This is a genomic window from Tetragenococcus muriaticus DSM 15685, assembly GCF_000423785.1.
Taxonomy (GTDB): Bacteria; Bacillota; Bacilli; order Lactobacillales; family Enterococcaceae; genus Tetragenococcus; species Tetragenococcus muriaticus.
In genome coordinates, this window is sequence record NZ_AUIQ01000001.1 from 155,882 (window position 1) to 177,990 (window position 22,109).

Annotated in this window: 18 protein-coding genes and 1 pseudogene; 1 reads left to right on the plus strand and 18 read right to left on the minus strand. The window is 36.0% G+C overall.

Going from position 1 to position 22,109, the window contains the following annotated elements; genetic code table 11:
• Positions 1–43: 43 nt before the first annotated feature.
• From G577_RS0100745 to G577_RS0100810, 14 genes and pseudogenes are all read right to left on the minus strand, one after another.
• Positions 44–694 (minus strand): carbonic anhydrase family protein, encoded by a 651-nt coding sequence (locus G577_RS0100745; RefSeq protein WP_081675706.1) that lies wholly within the window; start codon positions 692–694, stop codon positions 44–46.
• 54 nt (positions 695–748) lie between these two features.
• Positions 749–1,384, minus strand: a complete 636-nt coding sequence (gene pyrE, locus G577_RS0100750; RefSeq protein ID WP_028789490.1) for an orotate phosphoribosyltransferase — start codon at positions 1,382–1,384, stop codon at positions 749–751.
• The gene (gene pyrF, locus G577_RS0100755; RefSeq protein ID WP_028789491.1) at positions 1,374–2,099 is read right to left on the minus strand and encodes an orotidine-5'-phosphate decarboxylase; all 726 of its coding nucleotides are present in this window, start codon (positions 2,097–2,099) and stop codon (positions 1,374–1,376) included. Before pyrF ends, pyrE begins: the two co-directional genes overlap by 11 nt.
• 36 nt (positions 2,100–2,135) lie before the next feature.
• The gene (locus tag G577_RS0100760) at positions 2,136–5,165 is read right to left on the minus strand and encodes a carbamoyl-phosphate synthase large subunit (protein WP_028789492.1); all 3,030 of its coding nucleotides are present in this window, start codon (positions 5,163–5,165) and stop codon (positions 2,136–2,138) included.
• 2 nt (positions 5,166–5,167) lie between these two features.
• Positions 5,168–6,250, minus strand: a complete 1,083-nt coding sequence (locus tag G577_RS0100765; RefSeq protein WP_028789493.1) for a carbamoyl phosphate synthase small subunit — start codon at positions 6,248–6,250, stop codon at positions 5,168–5,170.
• Entirely contained in the window at positions 6,247–7,530 is a 1,284-nt protein-coding gene (locus G577_RS0100770) for a dihydroorotase (protein ID WP_028789494.1), read from the minus strand. The genes G577_RS0100765 and G577_RS0100770 overlap by 4 nt, the downstream gene beginning before the upstream one ends.
• Positions 7,531–7,557: 27 nt before the next feature.
• Positions 7,558–8,483 (minus strand): annotated as a pseudogene (locus G577_RS10820) (aspartate carbamoyltransferase catalytic subunit).
• A gap of 14 nt (positions 8,484–8,497) precedes the next feature.
• Positions 8,498–9,778, minus strand: a complete 1,281-nt coding sequence (gene uraA / locus G577_RS0100780; RefSeq protein ID WP_028789495.1) for a uracil permease — start codon at positions 9,776–9,778, stop codon at positions 8,498–8,500.
• Positions 9,778–10,320, minus strand: a complete 543-nt coding sequence (gene pyrR, locus G577_RS0100785) for a bifunctional pyr operon transcriptional regulator/uracil phosphoribosyltransferase PyrR (RefSeq protein ID WP_028789496.1) — start codon at positions 10,318–10,320, stop codon at positions 9,778–9,780. Before pyrR ends, uraA begins: the two co-directional genes overlap by 1 nt.
• A gap of 200 nt (positions 10,321–10,520) precedes the next feature.
• The gene (locus tag G577_RS0100790; protein WP_028789497.1) at positions 10,521–11,444 is read right to left on the minus strand and encodes an RluA family pseudouridine synthase; all 924 of its coding nucleotides are present in this window, start codon (positions 11,442–11,444) and stop codon (positions 10,521–10,523) included.
• Positions 11,410–11,904, minus strand: a complete 495-nt coding sequence (lspA, locus tag G577_RS0100795) for a signal peptidase II (protein ID WP_028789498.1) — start codon at positions 11,902–11,904, stop codon at positions 11,410–11,412. Before lspA ends, G577_RS0100790 begins: the two co-directional genes overlap by 35 nt.
• Before the next feature lie 22 nt (positions 11,905–11,926).
• The gene (locus G577_RS0100800) at positions 11,927–12,610 is read right to left on the minus strand and encodes a CBS domain-containing protein (RefSeq protein ID WP_028789499.1); all 684 of its coding nucleotides are present in this window, start codon (positions 12,608–12,610) and stop codon (positions 11,927–11,929) included.
• 27 nt (positions 12,611–12,637) lie between these two features.
• Positions 12,638–14,299, minus strand: a complete 1,662-nt coding sequence (locus G577_RS0100805; RefSeq protein ID WP_028789500.1) for a formate--tetrahydrofolate ligase — start codon at positions 14,297–14,299, stop codon at positions 12,638–12,640.
• Positions 14,300–14,345: 46 nt separating this feature from the next.
• A complete protein-coding gene (locus G577_RS0100810; protein ID WP_028789501.1) occupies positions 14,346–14,741 on the minus strand; it encodes an EbsA family protein in 396 nt (131 codons plus the stop codon).
• Between the two features lie 83 nt (positions 14,742–14,824).
• On the opposite strand from G577_RS0100810, the gene G577_RS0100815 reads away from it, so the two are divergent.
• Positions 14,825–15,235 (plus strand): ribonuclease HI family protein, encoded by a 411-nt coding sequence (locus G577_RS0100815; protein ID WP_028789502.1) that lies wholly within the window; start codon positions 14,825–14,827, stop codon positions 15,233–15,235.
• On the opposite strand, the gene cls is transcribed toward G577_RS0100815, so the two are convergent.
• From cls to G577_RS0100835, 4 genes are all read right to left on the minus strand, one after another.
• Positions 15,230–16,696 (minus strand): cardiolipin synthase, encoded by a 1,467-nt coding sequence (gene cls / locus G577_RS0100820; RefSeq protein WP_028789503.1) that lies wholly within the window; start codon positions 16,694–16,696, stop codon positions 15,230–15,232. The two genes, G577_RS0100815 and cls, sit on opposite strands and share 6 nt — an antisense overlap.
• Before the next feature lie 11 nt (positions 16,697–16,707).
• The gene (locus G577_RS0100825; RefSeq protein WP_028789504.1) at positions 16,708–17,859 is read right to left on the minus strand and encodes a cation diffusion facilitator family transporter; all 1,152 of its coding nucleotides are present in this window, start codon (positions 17,857–17,859) and stop codon (positions 16,708–16,710) included.
• A gap of 165 nt (positions 17,860–18,024) precedes the next feature.
• Positions 18,025–20,664 carry an alanine--tRNA ligase gene (alaS, locus tag G577_RS0100830; protein WP_028789505.1) on the minus strand — a complete coding sequence of 880 codons (2,640 nt, stop codon included), beginning with the start codon at positions 20,662–20,664 and terminating at the stop codon, positions 18,025–18,027.
• A 326-nt stretch (positions 20,665–20,990) separates the two neighbouring features.
• Positions 20,991–22,043, minus strand: a complete 1,053-nt coding sequence (locus G577_RS0100835) for a DUF7278 family profilin-like fold-containing protein (RefSeq protein WP_028789506.1) — start codon at positions 22,041–22,043, stop codon at positions 20,991–20,993.
• Between the last annotated feature and the right edge of the window lie 66 nt (positions 22,044–22,109).

Below are 22,109 nucleotides of genomic sequence, written 5' to 3' on the forward strand. Positions count from 1 at the left end.
AAAGTGAAGAATTGAATATTACTTCACTTTGCTCTCTTTTTTATTATTTTTTATAGTAAATGGTTCGATCCCTTTTATCTTGTAAGGGACGATTATTAGGAAATAAGTTTGTCTTGAAACGTTCAATGAAAAAAGAACTGATTGGCTTCTTTTGGTCGAACACAATCCACTGTACTGGTCCTTCTGTCGGCGGAGTAGTAAGTGAACCTTCGTAATAAAAATAGCCAGAGTTCAACGGTAAAAGTAGCGATGGATCAAACAAAAATTCACTATTTTCATCTTCCCATAAAGGGGCTGTTTCTTCTGTTAGATAAAAAAGCACCGCACAAACTAAAAGGCCCCCGTCATTATTTTTATGAACAAGATGAAATTCTAAAGGTATCTGTTCGTTTGTAATTATGTGTTCACTAGGCATATGAAAATGAATGTCCGTTAGATAATAACGTTTGTTTAAAAAATCGATAAAACTTCCTTTATTTGCAGGTTCGAAATGTATTGTATCATTCTGATTTTTTATATGAAATCGTTGTCTTTCATAATGAAATATAATTTCTTCATATAAGAGCTGCGTTTCTTCATAAGATAATGAAATGGGAGACTGTAACGGAAATTGCGCTGCCTCATAGAACTCTTGAGAAAGGTTTGGCCAAAACTCAGGGCCCGTTTCTCCTGTATAACTCCAAATACGTGCCAACAAAAACACTTCCTTTTAGGTTTTAAAAACGTTCAAATTCATTCATTAAAATGTTTAGACAGATAATTCCCAATGTTCCGGGTCTTTTTTCCATGCCTGTAATAAAGCAAGTTCTTTCTCATCAATATACTTGTTAGCCAAAGCTGTGTCAATTAAGGTTGAATAATTCGTTAAAGTAACAAGAGGGGTCTGATTTTTTTCAAAATTTCTTTTTCCGCTTTCTAATTCGTACGTAAAAATAGCCATTACACCTAACACTTCCGCCCCTTGATTTGTAGCAGCAGTACAAGCATCTAAGACGCTTTGTCCTGTAGAGATTAAGTCTTCAATAATGACAATTTTTTGTCCTTTGTCTAACTTTCCTTCGATTTGATTCGCTTTACCATGCTCTTTTTTCTTACTACGAATATAAATCATTGGCAACTCCAAAATTTCAGCAACCCAAGCAGCATGAGGAATTCCTGCAGTGGCAGTACCTGCTATGACTTCAGTTTCAGGAAAGTTCTTTTTAATTTTTTCAGCTAAGCCTTGAGCGACTTTATTTCTCACTTTAGGATAGCTCATTGTCATTCGATTATCGCAGTAAATAGGACTTTTCATCCCACTAGCCCAAGTAAATGGCTTATAAGGGTTTAAAAATACGGCCTGAATAGCCAATAGTTCTCTTGCAATATCCTTTTCATTGTTCATTCTTACGGTTTCTCCAATCTGTTTTAATCATTTGATAGACTTTATAAGGATCATCAGCTAACGTAATTGGCCTACCAACAACAATAGCATTTGCTCCTAATTCTCTAGCTTTATAAGGTGTTACAACTCGTTTTTGATCGTCAGCAATATTCTCCTGCGGGCGGATTCCGGGTGATAAACACATAAAGTCTTGGGTGGTTATTTCATGAATTTTTTGCGCTTCCCAAGCTGAACAAACAACCCCATCTAATCCAGCTTTTTGAGCATTTTTAGCATAATGAAGAACACTTTCTTCTAAAGTAGCTTGAACCAACTGCTCTTTTTGCATTTGTTCTTGACTTGTAGATGTTAATTGAGTCACAGCAATTACTTGAGGAACCTTATCTTTTTCTATACTTCCTTGCTTCAAGCCTTCTTTTGCCTGTTGCATCATTTCAAGACCACCAGCTGCTTGAACTGTTGTGATGGAAACTCCCATTTTAGCTAAACCCTTCATTGAACGTTGCACCGTATTAGGAATATCGTGCAATTTAAGGTCTAAAAAGATATCATGGCCTTCTTCTTTTAGCCAGCGAACAATTGCAGGTCCTTCTTGGTAAAAGATTTCCATTCCCACTTTAACAAAAAGTGCTTCATTTGTAGGAAATTTATTTAAAAAATTCTGGATTTCGTGTTTGCTAGCAAAATCTAATGCAATTATTGGACGTTCAATCATTTATTGATCCTTTCTTATTTCATATTTATTTATCATTTACAGTTCTTTTGTCGAGAACGTTCTAGACTGAATAACTTTTAAAACGACAGCTAACGTATCTAATGAGGTAAATATAGTGACTCCCTGTTCAACTGCTTTACGTTTTATTTTATAACGATGACTATCGGAACCTTCTTCCTGTGCTGTATAAACAATGATTTGAATATCGTCATGATTTATCTGTTCCAATCCTTCTTCTTCGCTAGTAGCATCAAACAGGCTGTCTATTTGTCGCACATTTAGTCCAAATTTTGTAAAAAAAGCAGCTGTCTTTTGCGTAGCAACGATAGTAAATCCAACATCAAAAAAACGTTGGGCTAATGATAAAGCTGTCTCTTTATCTTTGTCATTAACTGCAAACAATATAGCCCCAAACTCCGGCACTTTGACATTAGTGGATTGGAATGCTTTATCTAGCGCTTTTTCTAGTTTTATATCAGTACTCATCACAGCTCCTGTAGATTTCATTTTTTGGTTGGAATAGCAATCAAGTACTTCAGAACTTGTTAAAGAAAAAGCAGGCGCTTGAACATACACCGTATTACTGGAAACAGGCAACAGAAGATGATCAGTTTCCTCAGATATCTTCTCTCCCAAAATAGACGTTACTGCCATTTCTACCATAGAAACTCCAGTAATTTTACTTAAAAAGGGAATTATCCGGCTGATATATGGAGATACTTTTTTTAGACAAATTTGTTTATCTGAGATGACAAATTGAATACTAATCATTCCGTGTACATTCAGTGCTTGAACTAGCTGTCTAGTATAATCTTTGAGCGTTGTGATCATATATTGCGAAAAACTTTGTGATGGATAAATCGCTATAGAATCTCCTGTGGGCACGTCAGTTTGCTCAATATATTCAAGAACTCCTGGGATAATCACTGTATGACCATCATAGATAGCCTGAACTTCACACTTTCTTCCCGAAATAAATGATTCCTTTATTTCTTCTTTGCTAGAAAAGTTTAGCCCTTGCTGTTGAAAGCTCACTTCATCTTTTAAATTGGCTGCTAATTTTACTGGGTTATCTAATTGTGAAATTTTTTTGGAGGGTAATCCCAAGATATTAACCCCAAAATAAGCTAGCTCTTCTCCTAAACACTGTGCTTTTTTTCCGCCAAACTGGCTAAGGACTCCTAACGGCTTTTCAAATTCAATAATTTGATAAACGTCTTCTAAAGTTAGCGATGAAAAATAAAGTTTATCTGCTAGCATAAAATCCGTAGACAGACTTGCCGGATTATCATTTATAAGAAGAGCATTGTATCCTCTCTTTTGTACAGCCTTCATAGCATGCACAGTCGTATAATCGAATTCAACTCCTTGTCCAACTTGGGTAGGCCCGGCGCCTAAAATTAAGACTGAAGGCTTATCTATTGGCGTAGATTCATTCTCTGTTTCATAAGTACTATAAAAATACGGAAATTGAGCTGTAAATTCTCCTGAGCACGTATCGACCATTTTAAATACTGGAGATAGTTGATATTGTTTTCGCAAAAGACAAATAGAGTCTTTCTCAGTATGCCACAATTGAGCGATCTTAGCATCAGAAAAGCCTTTTTGTTTCGCCTGATGCAATCCTTCTATATTTCCATTATTTTTTTTTAAATATTCTTCCATTTCCACAATTTGAGCAATTTTATCTAGAAAGAATAGGTCGATTTTCGTCATTTCCGCTAGCTCTTCTATTTTGTAGCTTCGACGCAAACTTTCTGCTAAACTAAATAACCGATCACTTTGAGGATAAATAATTTTTTGGATCAATTTTTCGTCTGTTTGCTCTTGTAAGGAGGTTAACTCTATATGATTCACAGGAGTATTTAATGAGTGAACAGCTTTTAATAAAGAAGCTTCCAATGTTCGATCAATAGCCATTACTTCACCCGTTGCTTGCATTTGTGTATTTAATTGATATTGTGTATTTTTTAAACCATCAAAGGAAAAAACTGGAATCTTTGTGGCAATATAATCCAAAGTCGGTTCAAAGTTAGCAGAAAGATCATTAGTAATTGGGTTTTTTATTTCGGACAGAGACAACCCTAAAGCAACCTTTGCCGCAATCCTTGCCATCGGATAGCCACTTGCTTTACTAACGAATACACTGGAACGAGTTAAACGAGGGTTGATATCTAATACATAGAAAGCAACACTCTTGGGATCAAGCGCCAATCGTATATGACAGCTACCTTCAATTTTTAACGCACGAATAATTTTTAATGAAATGTCACGCAATAGTTGGTATTCCTGATCAGTTAACGTTTGACTAGGAAGAAAAACGACTGAATCACCGCTATGAACACCTACTGGATCAAAACTTTCCATATTGCCAACTACGAGGGCATTATCAGCAGCGTCACGTAAAACTTCAAATTCAACCTCTTTAAACCCAGCGAAACTTTGCTGAATATCACATTGAGTTATCGGTGAAGCATCCATACCTTTTTTTAGCACTTTTGTTAAATCATTTTGATTATAACAAATCCCACTACCGGCACCAGCAATTGTTAGTCTTGGGTGTATAAACACAGGATATCCTATTTCTTGTGCAAAATTCAGCCCCTCTGTAACAGTACCAACGGATTTTGTTAAAGGGAATAACTGCTTCGGATTGACTAACAATTCTTCAAGAACCTCTTGCTTCTTTATTTTTTCTATTGCAGAAACAGGTAGGCTTAAAAGTTCAATAGTTAACCCTGTTAAAATTCCTGAAAACACTAGTTCCTGTACAACATGTAAAGCGGTCTGTCCACCAACAGTTGGTAAAATCGCGTCTGGTAATTCTTTTCTTAAAATACGAGTAACAAATTCTGTAGTCACAGGTTCAATATACAAGTGATCAACAGTTGCTTTATCAGTTGTTACATCTTCGGCGTTAGAATTCACAAGAACAATCTCATAGCCTTCTTCTTTTAACGCTGCACATGCTTGATTTGTTATATTATCGTATTCAGCGGATTGACCAATCGTTGTAGGACCTGAACCGATAATTAGTATTTTTTTGATATCCGTTCTTTTTGGCAAAGCTAAAACGCCCCTTTTTGTGCATCCATCATTTCAATAAACTCATCAAACACATGTAAAGCATCATGCGGTCCAGGAGCAGCATTGGGATTGAATTGAACAGCAAACGCTGGATAAAAACGATGCTTTAACCCCTCAATAGTACCGTCATTAACATTAAAATGAGTAACTAACAGTTTTTTAGTATTCACTGAATTTCTTGTTACAGCAAATCCGTGACTCTGTGACGTGATATCAATACGTCCAGTGGCTGTTTCCTTGACTGGATAATTTTGTCCATGATGGCCAAATGACATTTGATAGGTTTCACAACCATTGGCTAAGGCAAATAACTGTTGACCTAAGCCAATGCCAAAAATTGTTATCTTTCCTTGAATTTTACGAATCATTTCTATGACATGAGGTAAACTTCTAGGATCGCCTGGACCATTCGTTAAGATGATACCATCAGGTGCTAATTCAAAAATTTCTTCAGCTGAACTATTATAGGGCATAACAGTTAAATTACAGTTTCTTTTGGCTAGCTCACGCATGATACTATGCTTTAGACCTAGGTCTATTATAATTACGTTGTGGCCTGTTCCCGGGCTAGGATAAGGCGTTTGAGTGGAAACCTGTTCCACTTGGTTATTAGGTAATACACTCGCTTTTAATTGATCATAAGCATGAGTAAAAACATCACCTGAATCTACAATGCTTGCTTTCATCGTACCATGATCTCGAATTTTACGTACTAACGCTCGTGTGTCAATTCCAGCAATACCAGCGATATTTCTTCTAGCTAAAAAGTCAGAAAGTGACATTTGATAACGCCAGTGATTAGCTAAACGCGGATGTTCTTTTACTACAATCCCCTTACAAGCCGGAGAAAGTGTCTCGTAATCGTCTCGATTGATACCGACATTACCGATTAAAGGGTAAGAAAAAGTGATAATTTGTCCGTTATAATTTTGATCAGTAATCGTTTCTTGGTATCCTGTCATATTCGTAGTAAAAACAATCTCACCAAAAACATTTAGCTGAGCTCCAAAACCTTCACCAGCATAATAAGTGCCATCATCTAAAATCAGCCAACGGTTTTTCAAAGTGTTTCACCCTGCCATACTATTTTCCCATCTACTAACGTATAAAGCGTATCTCCAAAAAGCTCTTTTCCAATAAAGGGTGTATTTTTAGCTTGAGATAAAAATCTTTTTTCATCTACTGTATAAGGATGTTCAATATCAAATATAGCTAAGTCAGCTTTATCACCAATATTTAAACGATTAACAGTCAAACCAAATATTTCAGCTGGTTTTATGGCCATCCAATTTATAACTTGTTCTAAGGTAAAAATACCTTCTTTGACAAAAGTGGTATAAATTAGTTGGAAAGCATATTCAGAACCTACAATTCCAAAAGGAGAGTCTAAGAAATCTTGATTTTTTTCAACAAAGCTATGAGGTGCATGATCTGTGGCGATACAATCAATCGTTCCATCTAAAAGACCATTAATCAATGCCTCCTGATCTTCTTTGGCACGTAATGGCGGATTCATTTTCCAGTAGCCATGATTTTGTGTAATATCTTCATCTGCTAATAATAGATGATGTGGGCAAACCTCACAAGTAACATGAACGCCAGCATCTTTCGCTTGACGAATAACTCGCACACTTTCTTTAGAAGAAACATGGCATACATGATAATGGGCACCAGTCTGTTCAGCTAAGAGCAGATCACGTGCAATCTGGGAAGACTCTGTAGCACTCATAATACCAGGCAATCCCAACTCCCTAGCTTTTTGGCCTTCATGCATCACACCGTTAAACAGAAGGGATTCATCTTCTGTATGTGCAACAATTGTATGATTATTTTCCGCTGCTTCTTTCATCGCTAAATACATTGTCTTAGCTGTCTGCACGCCATTACCATCATTAGTAAAAGCAAATGCTCCAGCCTTTTTTAAAGTAACTTGATCTACTAATTCTTCGCTACGCAAGTTTTTTGTAATTGGAGCATATTGAAGTACGTGATTGATAGCATCTTGGTTGATAATCTCCTGTACTTGTACAAATCGTTCTAATGTATCCGGCACTGGGTTTAGGTTGGGCATAGCACAAATTGTGGTAAAACCTCCGCGGCTAGCTGCTTGGCTTCCTGTTTGAATTGTTTCCTTATAAGCAAACCCTGGCTCTCTAAGATGAACATGAACATCTACCAACCCTTGCGTAACCAATTGATTTTTTGCATCGATCACTTGATCAAAGTATTGTTCATCAAACACTTTTCCAATCGCATAGATGGTTTTATTTCGAATCCATAGCTGCACCGGTATTAATTGGTTTTCATGAGAGATTACCTGACCGTTTTTAATTAATAAGTCCATTTTCTGCCTCCTCTATTCCACCCTTACTTATGATTTTCCTTGTAATACAGCCTCTAAAATTGCCATTCGAACATATACGCCATTGGTCATTTGCCTAACAATCCTTGACTGTAAGCCTTCCACTAATGGATCAGCAATTTCGACATCACGATTTACAGGAGCTGGATGCATAATGATCGCTTGCTGCTTCATTTTTTTAGCTCGTTCAACCGTTAGACCAAATTTATTATGATATTCTTGTTTAGAAAAGCTTTCATTGGGATCATGTCGCTCATGTTGTACACGCAACATCATTAATACATCCATCTGGCTAATTAATTCATCTATCGGTAAATATTTGCCATAAACATCAAATGTTGGGTCATACCATTGCTTAGGACCAGAAAAATAAACATTAGCTCCTAAACGCTTAAGCATTGCATATTTGACTTAGCTACTCGCGAATGAGTAATATCACCTATAATGGCCACATTTAATCCTTCAAAAGTACCAAATTCTTCGTAAATCGTCATAAGATCTAATAAACACTGAGTAGGGTGTTGTCCACTACCGTCGCCACCATTAATAATACTACAGTGAATCGAAGGGCTTTGAATAAGTTGGTCATAATAATTTTCATCTTCATGTCGCACAACCACACAATCCACGCCAATAGCTGACATTGTCAAAACCGTATCATAAAGTGTTTCTCCTTTTTGTACGGAACTTGTAGCAGCCTCAAAGGCAATAACATCGATGCCTAATTTCTTTTCTGCAATTTCAAAACTTTTATGAGTACGTGTACTATTTTCAAAAAAAAGATTTGCGATAAAATACTGACTTTTTCTAGGTAACCAAATCGCTCCTTTTTTAAAAGCACTTCCACGATGAATTAATCCCATAACTTCTTGATCGGATAAAGCTTCAACGATTAGTAAATGTTTCAAACTTACTTGTTCAGATTGTACAATCATGACTCTTGTCCCCCCTACTCTTCGCTTCTAGCCTTTACAGGTAAAATCAAATTTAAAGCAATGCCAATAACGGTAGCTAAAGCCATGCTCGTTAGTTCAAAACTACCAATTCTTAAATAAGCACCACCAATGCCAATAACTAAAATAGCTGCAGCAATCACTAAGTTACGCTTTTTATCAAAATCAATTCGGTTATCAATCAAGATGCGCAAACCGCTAGAAGCAATTACACCAAACAACAGAAAACTAATGCCTCCAATGACAGGATCAGGAATGCTATAGATCAAACTGCTCATTTTCCCGACAAAGCTAAAAAGAATCGCAAAGACAGCAGCACCTGCAAGTACAAATACACTATGAACTTTAGTAATCGCTAAAACACCGATGTTTTCCCCATAGCTTGTTGTAGGAGGGCCACCAATAAACCCTGCAATCATTGTCGATAGACCATCAGCAAACAGCGTTTTTTTCAAGCCCGGTGTCTTAAAAAAATCTCTTTTTGAAATTTTGCTCAATACCATTAAATGCCCCATATGTTCTGTCATTGTTACAAAAGCAATAGGTGCCATACTCGTTAATGCTGCAAGAGAAAAATGAAAATCGTAATCAACAAACATGATTTGAAAATCAGGAATTTGAAACCAAGCAGCAGCTCTAACCGGCTCCAAATCTACAACCCCGACTGCTAGAGCAAATAGATAACCACCAATAATTCCTAATAAGATTGGGATAAGGCTAAAAAATTTTCTTAAATACATATTAAAAATAATCGTAATCCCTAAAGTAACTAAAGCCACAAGAAAGTATTTCGTATCATAAGATCCTTCATTAAACATCGCATTTTCAGCAGCGTTTTGAGCTAACCCTAATCCAATAACCATAATGACGGGTCCTACAACAATAGGAGGTAAAACGTCATCGATCCAATCCGAACCTGCTTTAGCGATAATAAAAGCGACAATGACATAAACAATCCCTGAATAGATAATTCCTTGAGCAACAGCTGGATAACCGCTAGTTCCCATCAATGATTGAATAGCTGTTATAAAAGCAAAACTACTTCCTAAATAAGCAGGTACCGTTCCTTTAGTAATTAAGATATATAATAGGGTCCCAACCCCGGAACTAAATAACGCAATACTAGGCTCAAGTCCAACGAGTATAGGCACTAATACTGTAGCACCAAACATTGTAAATAAGTGTTGCAAACTAAGTCCTACCCATGGCCAAAATTTGGGGCGATCCTTGATATCTAAAATCGCATCTGGGTTACGAAACTCATTTTTATCTGTCATTATGCCTCTCCTTTTTTATGAATGAAAACACGATCAGCGCCGTCTACTTCAAGCATTTCTACAATGATTTCTTCTGCAGAAGAAGTAGGAATATTTTTCCCGACAAAGTCTGCTCGAATAGGTACCTCTCTATGACCTCGATCGATCAAAACAGCCAATGCAACTTTTTGAGGTCGCCCAAAATCCATAATAGCATCTAATGCCGCTCGTATCGTTCGTCCGGTAAACAATACATCATCTACTACAATGACTTCTTTTCCCTCTAGTGATTCTGGAATATTGGAAGCATGCAATTCTGGCTTTCCTACTTGCTCTTTCTGATCATCACGATATAAAGTAATATCCAATGCTCCAACAGGCACTTCGACATTTTCTAATTGTTGTAAACGTTGCGCAATACGTTGTGCAATATAAATCCCTCTTGTTTTTATACCCACTAGTACTAGCTGATTAATCTCATAATTTCTTTCAATAATTTCATAAGTAATTCTGGTCAACGCTCGTTTCATAGTCACTTCATCGATGACCTCTTTTTTTGTCATATTCTTTCCTCCTTATTTTTTACACAAAAAAACTCCTGCCCGTTGGAGGCAGGAGTGAGCATACACCGGTCTATCATGAATTATTGTTTAAAAGCTTACAATAATCTAAAACAATGTTTTATAAGCAGTCACTTCCTTTTTAGCCTCACGGGACTAACTTAAAGGATAAGCTGTAAAAATTTATTACGTTAACTATACAGTTATTCATTAAAAAAATCAATTGGTTCTCGTAATTTTGCTAAAGTTTTTTTAAAGTTTTCAGGTAAAGAGGCTTCAAAGGTTAAACGTTTACCACTTGTAGGATGAGTAAACCCAATCGTTCCCGCATGTAAAAATTGACCGTTACTAGCTAACGTCTTTTTCGGTCCATAGACGGGATCACCTGCAATAGGATAACCGATATACTTCATGTGAACGCGAATTTGATGGGTCCTACCTGTCTCTAATTGTAATTTAATCAAAGTAAAATTGGTAAAACGTTCAATAACAGAAAAATGAGTCACAGCATGTTTGCCATTATCTACCACGTCTTGCATTTTCCGATCCGTATGAGACCGTCCAATAGGCGCTGTGACTGTCCCCTTTTGATGCTTTATATTCCCATGAACTAAAGCGGTGTATTCACGCAAAATTGTTTTTTCTTGTAGTTGTTGGGCTAATGACGTATGACTAGAGTCATTTTTAGCAATCATTAACAACCCAGAAGTATCTTTGTCAATGCGATGAACAATGCCAGGACGAATCACCCCATTAATAGCTGATAAATGATCTAAATAAAATAATAAAGCATTGACTAATGTATGAGTAGGATGTCCTTGTGACGGATGGACTACCATGCCCTGAGGCTTATTTACTACAGCAACATCTTGATCTTGATAAACAATTTCAATAGGAATATCACAAGCGTTGATTTCTAATGGCTTGTCTTCAGGTATACGAACAATAAGGTGGTCGTTGGGCCGTACTTTATAATTCCCTTTTACTTTTTGGCCATTTAATAAAACCTGTCCATCTTTTACCCACTGTTGTATCTGAGAACGACTATAATTCGATAAACGATCGGCTAATACTTTATCAAGTCGTCCTTGTTCATTTGTTATTGTAATTTCCAGATTCTCCGCCATGTTCTTTTCCTTTCAAACGATCTTCAAATATTGTATAAATAAAAATTAAGATAACACCTATTACCAAAGAAGAATCAGCTATATTAAAAATAGGGAATTGAATAAAATCCGCTTGTATCATATCTACTACATAACCTAAACGAATTCGGTCAATGAAATTTCCCACAGCGCCTGCTAGTACAAGCGCGAGTCCTATGGTTAAAAACTTGCTTTCTTTACGATAACGAAATATAAGATAGGTTACTACAACGACTGCAATAACCGTAATTAATGTAAAAAAAGTCATTTGTCCTTCTAAAATATTCCAAGCAGCTCCTTGGTTTTGTACATAAGTTAATGAAAACAAAGGATCCAATAGAGACTGTGTTTCTCCAATTTCTAAGTTCGTAACAGTCCAAAACTTTACCCACTGGTCAATTCCAATGACCAGTAAACTTAATAAAAAAATGATAATAAGCATTTTTTTCCTCACTTCTTAACGACTAAAAAATATCTCGAGGCCGAACAATGCCTAATAAATTTCCATTTGGATTTCCATCTTTTGTAATAAAAACCGCGTCCAATAATCTATTATTGCGAAATTTTTGTTCGACCTCATTGATCGTTGTATTTTTGGCTACAAAAGCAAAATTGGTTTGTTTCCCATCTGTAATAATCAAATCTTTGGCTGTACGATTTTTTAAATCAATCTTGCCATTAACTCTTTCTTTAGCAAACCAGTAACCAAGAGCTTTTAATGTGATAAGGCCCTGGAAATCCCCTTTTTTATACAAGGGAAACTGAGAGTAACGTCTAGCAGCTACAATTTTGAGCAATTCGATAATAGGAATATCCTGTTCAAATCCAGTGACATTTTTAGCAAATCGGGGAATAACAGTTTCTGGCTGAATTAAGTCAGATTCAATTTTTTGTATACGACCTACAATCCATTGATTAGGTTCAGCAATAACGAAGTCTTCGCCAATTTGTTCATGAACAATAGCATTGCGTAGCTGCGAAATCTGTAATAAGTCATTTTCATAAGACTTTATCGGTAATTCTTCTCTATTACTTAACCTGCGTACCATCTGACTAAACCCCATATTTTGCGGATTTCCTAATTGATCATTCATCCACTTTTCAATTCGATTAAAGCAACTTAAAAAAGTATCTGCTCGTTCACCCATCTATTTCTTCCTTTCTTATCACATAAATCAAAATAAACCACTAGCTTTCCCCGTCTCATCAACATCCATCTCTAAAGCTGCTGGATTTTTAGGAAGGCCTGGCATTGTCAAGATATTTCCCGTGAGTATAACTAAAAAACCTGCTCCCCTCTTAGGAAGAATTTCTTTTACAGTAAGATCAAAGTTTTGCGGAACACCCAACAAACTCGCATCATCAGAAAGAGAATATTGCGTTTTGGCGATACAAATGGGCATTAAATCCCAGCCAAACGCTTTAAATTCTTTTAATTGCCCTTGTGCTTTCTTCTCAAATACAACATCACGCGCGCCATAAATGGTTTGAGCAACTTTTCTGATTTTATCTTCTAATGGTAATTGGTTTTGATATAAAGGACTGTAATTTGTTTCTTTTTTCTCGATGGTGGAGACCACTGTACTGGCTAACTCTTGAGCTCCTGCTCCGCCATATTCCCAAGTAGAACTTAAAATGGCAGTTACACCAATTTCTTGACATAATTTTTGTAAGTAAAGTAGTTCTCTTTCTTGATCCGAAGCAAATTCATTAATAGCTACCACAACCGGTATCCCATAATTTTGCATATTCTTTACATGCTTTTTCAAATGATCAAAGCCTTTTTTTAAAGCAGGGAAATCTTCCTTAGTTAATTGTTCAGTAGTCAAACCACCATGCATTTTTAAAGCTCGTACTGTCGCTACCATTACAATAGCATTGGGAGATTTATCTAAACTAGGAACTTTGAGATCGAGGAATTTTTCGGCTCCTAGATCGGCTCCAAAACCAGCTTCAGTTACTACATAATCCCCCAATTGCAAGGCTGTTTTTGTCGCAACAACACTGTTACATCCATGAGCAATATTGGCAAAAGGGCCTCCGTGAATAAAAGCAGGCGTTTGTTCCATTGTTTGTACCAAATTAGGTTTCAGCGCTTCTTTAAGCAGAAGAGTTAATGCTCCTTCTACTTGCAGGTCATGTACAGTTACTGGTTTATTCTGGTAAGTATACCCAATAACGATCTTAGCTAGCCTTTCTTTTAAGTCTGATAAATCATTGGCTAAACATAAAATAGCCATGATTTCACTAGCTACGCTAATATCAAATCCTTCCTCGTGAGGGACACCTTGCGCTTTATTTCCTAAACCTACGACGATATGACGTAAAGCGCGGTCATTAATGTCTAGGGTTCTTTTCCAAATGATTTGTTGCGGATCAATCCCTAATTCATTTCCCTGATGAATATGATTATCAATCAACGCTGATAGTGCATTATTAGCTGCTGTAATGGCATGAATATCTCCAGTAAAGTGTAAGTTAATGTCTTCCATAGGCAAGACTTGAGAATATCCTCCACCTGTTGCGCCACCTTTTAGTCCCATAACTGGACCTAGGGAAGGTTCCCTTAAAGCTAAAACCGCTTTTTTATGTATTTGGTTTAACCCATCTGCTAATCCGATGGAAACTGTTGTTTTTCCTTCACCTGCTGGTGTAGGATTAATTGAAGTAACTAGAATTAATTCCCCCATGTTTTGCTGCATGTTTTCAGTTAGAGAGATTTTAGCTTTATATTTTCCATAAGGTTCAATCGCTTCCTGTCCAAGCCCTAGTTTCTGAGCGATTTGTTCGATAGGTGCTAATTTAGTTTGTTGTGCAATTTCTATATCTGATAACAAAAACTTCCCCCCTCTTTCTTTTTTAGTCAAAGATTATATGCATATCTTAAACTGTTTCCACAGGTATCTCTTTTGGTAGAAGATGACACAATTTTTTTATCTGCTTTTTATTTAAGCGCATTTCTAAAGTCTGTTTTTTTAGATAAATCATTAACAAACTTCCCGATATTCGGATGAAATTAATTTGGTCAAATGTAAAATAATCTGTTTTCCAAAAGCGGGCATAATTTATTTGTATTCCGTTTTTATGGAAAATAATTACGCGACGATAGTCACAATAAACTAAGATTAAAAATATGAAGAAAAAGATCATACTTTTCCAATGAACTTCAGCTCGTTCCAAAATAAATGTTAAACCTAAAAATAAACATATGAACGTGATCGACCAATAAATAATAGCTAAGGAACACTCAGGCTTCCAGCGAATTTTATAATTTTTCACGTTGCTCTCCTTCCATCTATCATTTAAAAAGTTTGTATATTATAATCAAATTACGTAAACTGCATATAAAGAAGGGCTTAACAATGATAAAAACATACATTGATGCTTCTACCAAGGGAAATCCCGGTCCAAGTGGAGGAGGAATTGTTCTTTTTAGTGAGGATAAGGATATTTACGAGCAAAAATCGTTTGCCATCTCCACTTCATTAACAAACCATCAAGCAGAATTTGCTGTTTTTAGCTATTTGCTTGATCATTTGTATACACAAGATCTACATACACAAACTATTTTAGTTTATACTGATAGTAAAATTTTAGCGCAAACAATCCAGAAAAACTATACAAAAAACCAAAACTTCAAAAAATACTTAAATGAAATTCAAAAAAAATTACAAAATTTTGCACTCTTATTTATCAAATGGATTCCAGAAGCCAATAACAAAGGCGCTGATAACCTAGCAAGGCAAGGTTTACAAAAAGCACTCAAATCATAGAATTGGTGAAAGCAAACGGGAAAAATTTTGTTTAAATTTTAACCAATAAGATTGTTGATCAATCATATCTTGAGTTAACAAGGCACTATGTTTCATATCTTCTTCAAAGATCGAAGCCAGTTCTCTATTTAGTTTTTCATCATATCCAAAAGCGCTCACTTCAAAGTTAAGATCGTAACTTCTTATATCTTGATTTGTTGTACCAAAAGAGACAATGGAGTCATCTATGACCACGGTTTTTGCGTGAATAAATCCGCCATTATAAATATAAATTTTTGCACCAAGATTTTGAAATAGATTCGCATAATACTGCGTTGCTCGATAAATAAACGGATGATCAGGCATGCAAGGAATCATAATACGTACATCCACTCCAGAACGAATTGCAATTTGCAAAGCATTTGTCATTGAATCATCAGGGATTAAATAAGGAGACTGAATCCAAACTCTTTCTTTAGCTGAGACAATGGTTTTAATAAAACCGCCTTTAATAATTTGTTCAATTGATTCAGGACCATCGGCAACAATTTGCAAAGCTGCATCCGCATGATCCACTGGTTCGGGAATAACAAAATAGCGATCCTCGTACTCCAACGCATCTTTTTTATTTTTTATTGAAGCATTCCAGTCTCGGATAAATATCTCCTGTAAAGAAAAAGACGCAGTACCGATAATTTTAGCATGAGTGTCACGCCAATAACCAAACTTTTCTGTCTTTTCTACATACTGGTCCCCTACGTTAAACCCGCCCGTCCAACTAATTTGACCATCTACAACAACAATTTTGCGATGTAAATGATAATTTAAACGAGTTTTTCGAATCATATTCCTTGAAGTAATAAAGGGGATAACTTTGCCACCTGCTTCTTGTAATGGCTTAAAAAACCGCTCAGTTGTCCGACCGCCCCATGGATCAAATACTAAACGAACTTCCACTCCTTCTTTGGCTTTTTTTACTAAAAGATCTAAAAAGGCATTGCCAATCTTATCATCAAAAAAAGCATAGTACTCCACATGTATATTGTCTTGCGCTTTTTCAATATCTGCGAACAAATGAGAAAATTTTTCTTGACCATCGGTAAAAAATTCGACATAGTTTCCTCTTGTTAAAGGAGATTCATCCATATTAGAAAAATATTCTTTTAATAAAATCGCTTCATAAGAATAAGTTTTAGGTTGATAATTTTCATTGTTTCTTTCAATCATTTGGTTGATTTCTTTAATTCTTTTTTGATGTTGCTCGCTAAAAAGATAGACAGTTTCTCTATCAATCCCTCTGCCACAAAAAGCATACAAAAGAAAGCCAATTCCCGGAAGAAAAACCAATGTCATCATCCAAGCAAGAATACTTGTGATAGAACGAGGACGACGAAATACAGTAATAAATGCGACTACAGTATTAATAATAACTAGGCCCCAAAAAATTTGGTATAAAATGGCTAAGTCTGTCTCTAAATCCATTCGGTTCCTCCTCATAATAAATAGTTGTGGTCAAGCCTAACGTCTAATTGATAATTTCCAATTCTTTTACTAACTTCTTGGCGTATTTCAGCTAGTAGTTGTTGTTCATTTTCCATAATTTCTTCGGGTATAACCAGATCAAACTGTAATACATTGTGATCTTTTATACGTAAATCGTGCATTTTTAACCCTTCGTTAAATTCGGCTAAAATGTTCATTAATTCTTTATTAATTTTCAAAAATTGAGTATCATGAATAGCTACAGGATCTAAATGGCAGACGAGCTCTACCTCAAGATTTTTCTGAAAGTCTTTTTCAATCATATCAATCACTTGATGCGCATAGCTTAGGCTCCAACTAGCATCTATCTCTACATGAACAGAAGCAAATTTACTTTGAGGACCATAATTATGGATTAATAAATCATGATAGCCCAAGATCAAAGGATAACTTGCTAACTTCGCTTCCATCATTTGGATTTGTTGATCGGAAGGGCGGCTACCTAGTAATTCATCAATAAAATCTTTTATCATTCGGACCCCTGTATAAATAATATAAAGAGCCAAAATAAAACCAATAACTCCATCAATTTGCCAACCTGTTAAATACTCTATTAATACTGAAAGTACTACAGTCACTGTTGTAAATACGTCATTTAAGCTATCTTTTCCTGAAGCTTGTAAAGTTTGGGAATCAATTTTTTGTCCCAGCCGTTTATACATACTTATTTGCCAAATTTTAATAAAAATAGAAGCCAATAAAACAACGAATATACCAAAAGAAAAAGTGGTGCTTTCGGGTTCAAGGATTTTATTGAACGAACTTTGCAAAAATTGGAGACCAACTAAAATGATGACAAACGAAACCGCTAATCCGCTAATATATTCAAAGCGCTCATGTCCATATGGATGTTTTCTATCTGCTGGTTTTGCGGCTACTTTAAAACCGATCAATGTTAGAATAGAAGACACCATATCGGATAGACTATTGACAGCATCTGCCAAAATAGCAACTGAACTAGCAATAAAACCGACAAAAAGTTTTCCAAAGAACAACACAATGTTTGAAATTAATCCAAAGATACCAGCAATTTGTCCCACTTTTGTCCGTTGTTCTTCCTTATTTTTATTTTTTATAAGTTTTTCAACTAAACGTTCAAGCATTCTCAGGAAACTCCTCATTATGATTTAAAATCAGTGGATGAAACAAAAGAATAGTTCTACCTCCATTTTATCCTGAAACACTTAAAAATAACAATCGCTAAACAAAAATAATAAAGGTTGGAAAAATAACGACAAGTATGACAATTTTCCAACCTAATAATAAACTTATCCTTCTAACCACTGACGAACTTCGTTTAGCGCTTGAGGGATTCCTTCAGGTTTTTTTCCACCAGCTTGAGCTAAGTCTGGACGGCCACCACCGCCACCGCCAACTTTAGGCGCAATTGCTTGGATTAAATCTCCTGCTTTTATCCCCTCTTTATTTTTCTCTGACGTCACTGCAGCTAACAAATTCGCCTTCCCATTGTTTTCTGTAGCTAAAACAAGCACATCAGAAATCTTTTGTTGTTTCCACTGGTCTGCTAATTGACGTAAATGATTCATATCTTTTACATCGACTTGTGCACTCACATAAGAGATATTGTTTACGTAGTTTACTTCTTGAAACACATTTTCAGCTTGCTGATTGGCTATTCTATTAGATAGCTGTTCATTTTCTTTTAACGCTTGCTCTAATTCTTGTTGCAGTTGTTTGGCTTTATCCACTACATTGTCTGTTTTTGGTAGCTTAAATAATTCTGCCACTTGACGTAGCTTATCTTCTTGTTGAACAGATTGTTGATAAGCGTTTTTACTCGTTACTGCTTCAATCCGCCTAACTCCAGCTCCAATACCTGATTCAGAAGTAATCTTAAAAATACCGATATCTTCTGTATTTTTCACATGATTACCTCCGCAAAGTTCAATCGACCAATCAGCAATATTAACGACTCGTACATCATGTCCATATTTTTCACCAAATAAAGCCATAGCGCCCATCTCTTTAGCCGTATCGATATCTGTTTCGATCGTAGTTACAGGCAAAGCTTGCCAAATCTTTTCGTTAACAATTTTTTCCATTTCTTGTAACTCTTCAGCTGTAATTTGTCCAAAATGAGAAAAATCAAACCGCAAATAGTCTGGAGCTACCAAAGAACCTGCTTGATTAGATTGAGAGCCTAGAACTTCTTTTAATGCTTTATGCAATAAGTGAGTAGCCGTATGGTTCTTAATTATACTATTATGGCGTGTTTTATCTACTTGTAAAGTATACGTTTGTCCTTTTTGTAAATTTTTTTTCACATCAATTTGGTGTAGATATTGTCCTTTAGGTGCTTTTTGGACGTCAGTGACAACTGCACAAACTTCTCCACATTGATCGATAATAACGCCTGTATCGGCAACCTGTCCACCCAGTTCTGCATAAAAAGGGGTTTGTGAAAAAATAACTTCTGCTTGACCGCTAGAGATATTATCTATAAATTCTTCATTTTGAATGATGAGAACTAACGCACTCTCGGTTTCCAACGTCGTGTAGCCGACATATTCACTAGCTACATTTACTTCTGTCAGTAAAGAAGACTGCAATTTCATCGATTGCTCATTATTACGTGCATTGCGCGCACGTTCACGTTGAGCTTGCATTTCTTTTTCAAAGCCCGCATGATCTACTTCGAAACCAGCTTCTGAAGCAATCTCTTCCGTTAATTCTACGGGGAAGCCATAAGTATCGTACAATTTAAAAATATCGGCTCCTTGAATCATTTGTGATTGTTCACTTTTTTCTTTTGCTAATAATTGGTCTAAGATCGCCATTCCTTCATTAATTGTTTCATAAAAACGTTGTTCTTCTGTTTTAATAACTTTTTCAACAAACGTTTGCTGTTGTAAAACTTCAGGATAATAACTAGACATAATCTTGCCAACAGTGCCAACGAGCCGATATAAAAAGGACTGATTAATACCTAATTTTTGTCCATGCATCACTGCTCGACGTAACAAACGACGTAAGACATAACCCCTTCCTTCATTGGAAGGAAGAGCCCCATCCGCAATAGCAAAGGCTAGAGCTCGAATATGATCTGCTATCACCCGAAACGAGACATCCAGGTCTTGATTATCCCCGTATTTTACTCGATCACTGATCTGTTGAATATCACGAATGATTGGCATAAATAAATCTGTTTCAAAATTTGTAGGGGCGTCTTGAATAACTGAAACAATACGTTCTAGACCCATACCAGTATCAATATTTTTATTAGGCAAAGGTTCGTAAGTATCATCGGACTTATGATTAAATTCAGAAAACACAAGGTTCCAAATTTCTAAATAACGCTCATTTTCTCCTCCTGGGTAATTTTCAGGATCATCATCGGAGAGATCGTTGAATTTTTGTCCCCGGTCATAAAAGATTTCTGTATCCGGACCACTAGGACCAGCACCTATATCCCAGAAATTATCTTCCATTTCTATAATATGATCTGAGCTGAGACCAATTTCATCTTGCCATATTCTTTTTGCTTCTTCGTCTTTAGGATAAACTGTCACATATAACCGTTCTGGATCAAATCCAATCCAATTTGGAGAAGTTAAAAATTCCCAAGCCCACTGTAATGCTTCTTTTTTAAAGTAATCTCCCAAAGAAAAATTACCTAGCATTTCAAACATTGTTTGGTGTCTAGCCGTTCTTCCTACATTTTCAATGTCATTTGTCCGTATTGATTTTTGGGCGTTTACAATTCGTAAGTTCTCAGGAACCACAGTTCCATCAAAGTATTTTTTCAATGTCGCTACACCAGAATTAATCCATAATAATGTAGGATCATCTACTGGGATAAGTGAAGCGCTAGGTTCAATTGCATGACCTTTTGTTTGAAAAAAATCTAAAAACATCTGACGAACTTCCGAACTTGTTAATTCTTTCATAACTATTCTCCTTAAAATTAAATTAATGGTTAATTTCAAAAATTAAAAAGACATCTTTGCAACCTAAGGACGTCTACACGCGGTACCACCTTATTTGCAATGATGTCTATGTCTATCATTACCTCTTAAACTTCTATAACGCCGAAGTTGCGTTGATATTTCTACCAAACTAGTTACAAGGGAGCAGCCAAAAACCGCCTTGCTTTTCTCTCAGCATGAAAAACTTTCTGTAAAGGTTTGCTATCTTTGACCATATCCTTTATCTTTCCAAAGTATAGGCAAATTTTCTGAAATTGTCAATTCATTTTAACATGCTCCGGGAAACTTTAGCCATTTTGGATGATAATCCCTTTACGGAAAAGAAAATCACAAGGAGAAATCGACTGATTTCCAACTAAGATTTTACGCGAACGATAATAAGAAGACAAAGGGAGATGGTCTAGTAAAGGATGCCCTATTTTTTCAGCCTTTTCTAATTTTAAATACATCGAACGTGTTAGCTCCCAATGATCTAAGCGGTCTGAAAAATATAGACCAAACATATTGGCTTGTTGTATTTTTTTACTAGTTTGCCTTCCATAATAAGTTTCGTTTTCTTCCAGCTCACTTCCCCAGCGGAATAACTTTCGGGTAGCGCCAGAAACTGCATATTCCCATTGATCTTCAGTCAATAAGTCAAAAAGCTCTTCTTCCGTTTTTTCCAATAAACGATTAAAATCGCAGATTTTATGCGCATAAATTGTGTATCTTTCATTCTTTTCTGAAAGTAAAGCATAAAAATTGTTTTCTTCAAAGATTTCTTTAGGAAGTTCCACATGGAGACTTTCTTCCAAAGTCTGGGGGTGTTTAATATGACTAAAAAAGGCAGGCTTGATTGAAGTGAATTTTTCTCTTTGTCCAGAAAATTCCCCCGTAATTAAATCCACTTCTCCAATGTAAGTTGTTCCCACTGGTTGGGCCTCCTTTTGGACAAGCATAGGCGCAATTATTTGCTTACGCAATGGAGTAGTTGATTCATTCACAAAAATTTCCCAATCTTCAGCCGTTTTTAAGCCATAATTTCTAACAATTCTACGATAATCTTGGGTTTCTTGCAAAGGAGTTTGATCCCACAAATGGCGTGAGATTCCTTGTACTCCTGACTGCCATCCCAATATTGCTGCTTGATTACCAGGTACTAAGACAAAACGCTGACCGTCAATCGAACATTCGAAAGTCCCGCATTTAACCCCGTCTAACTCAAATTGCTGATAAGTAACATCAGAAACCTTTTTTAGAGGGCTAACAAAATACTTTAATACTTGGTTCATCACTTGTGTTTTTAACTCAAGCGATAATGTTTTCCAATAACTCCATTCCAAAGCCTCAAAAATATTCACAGCTATTCTCCCTTCGTTTTTTATGTTTTAACACGAATTCTTTGATAAAATAAATGATATCCTCAC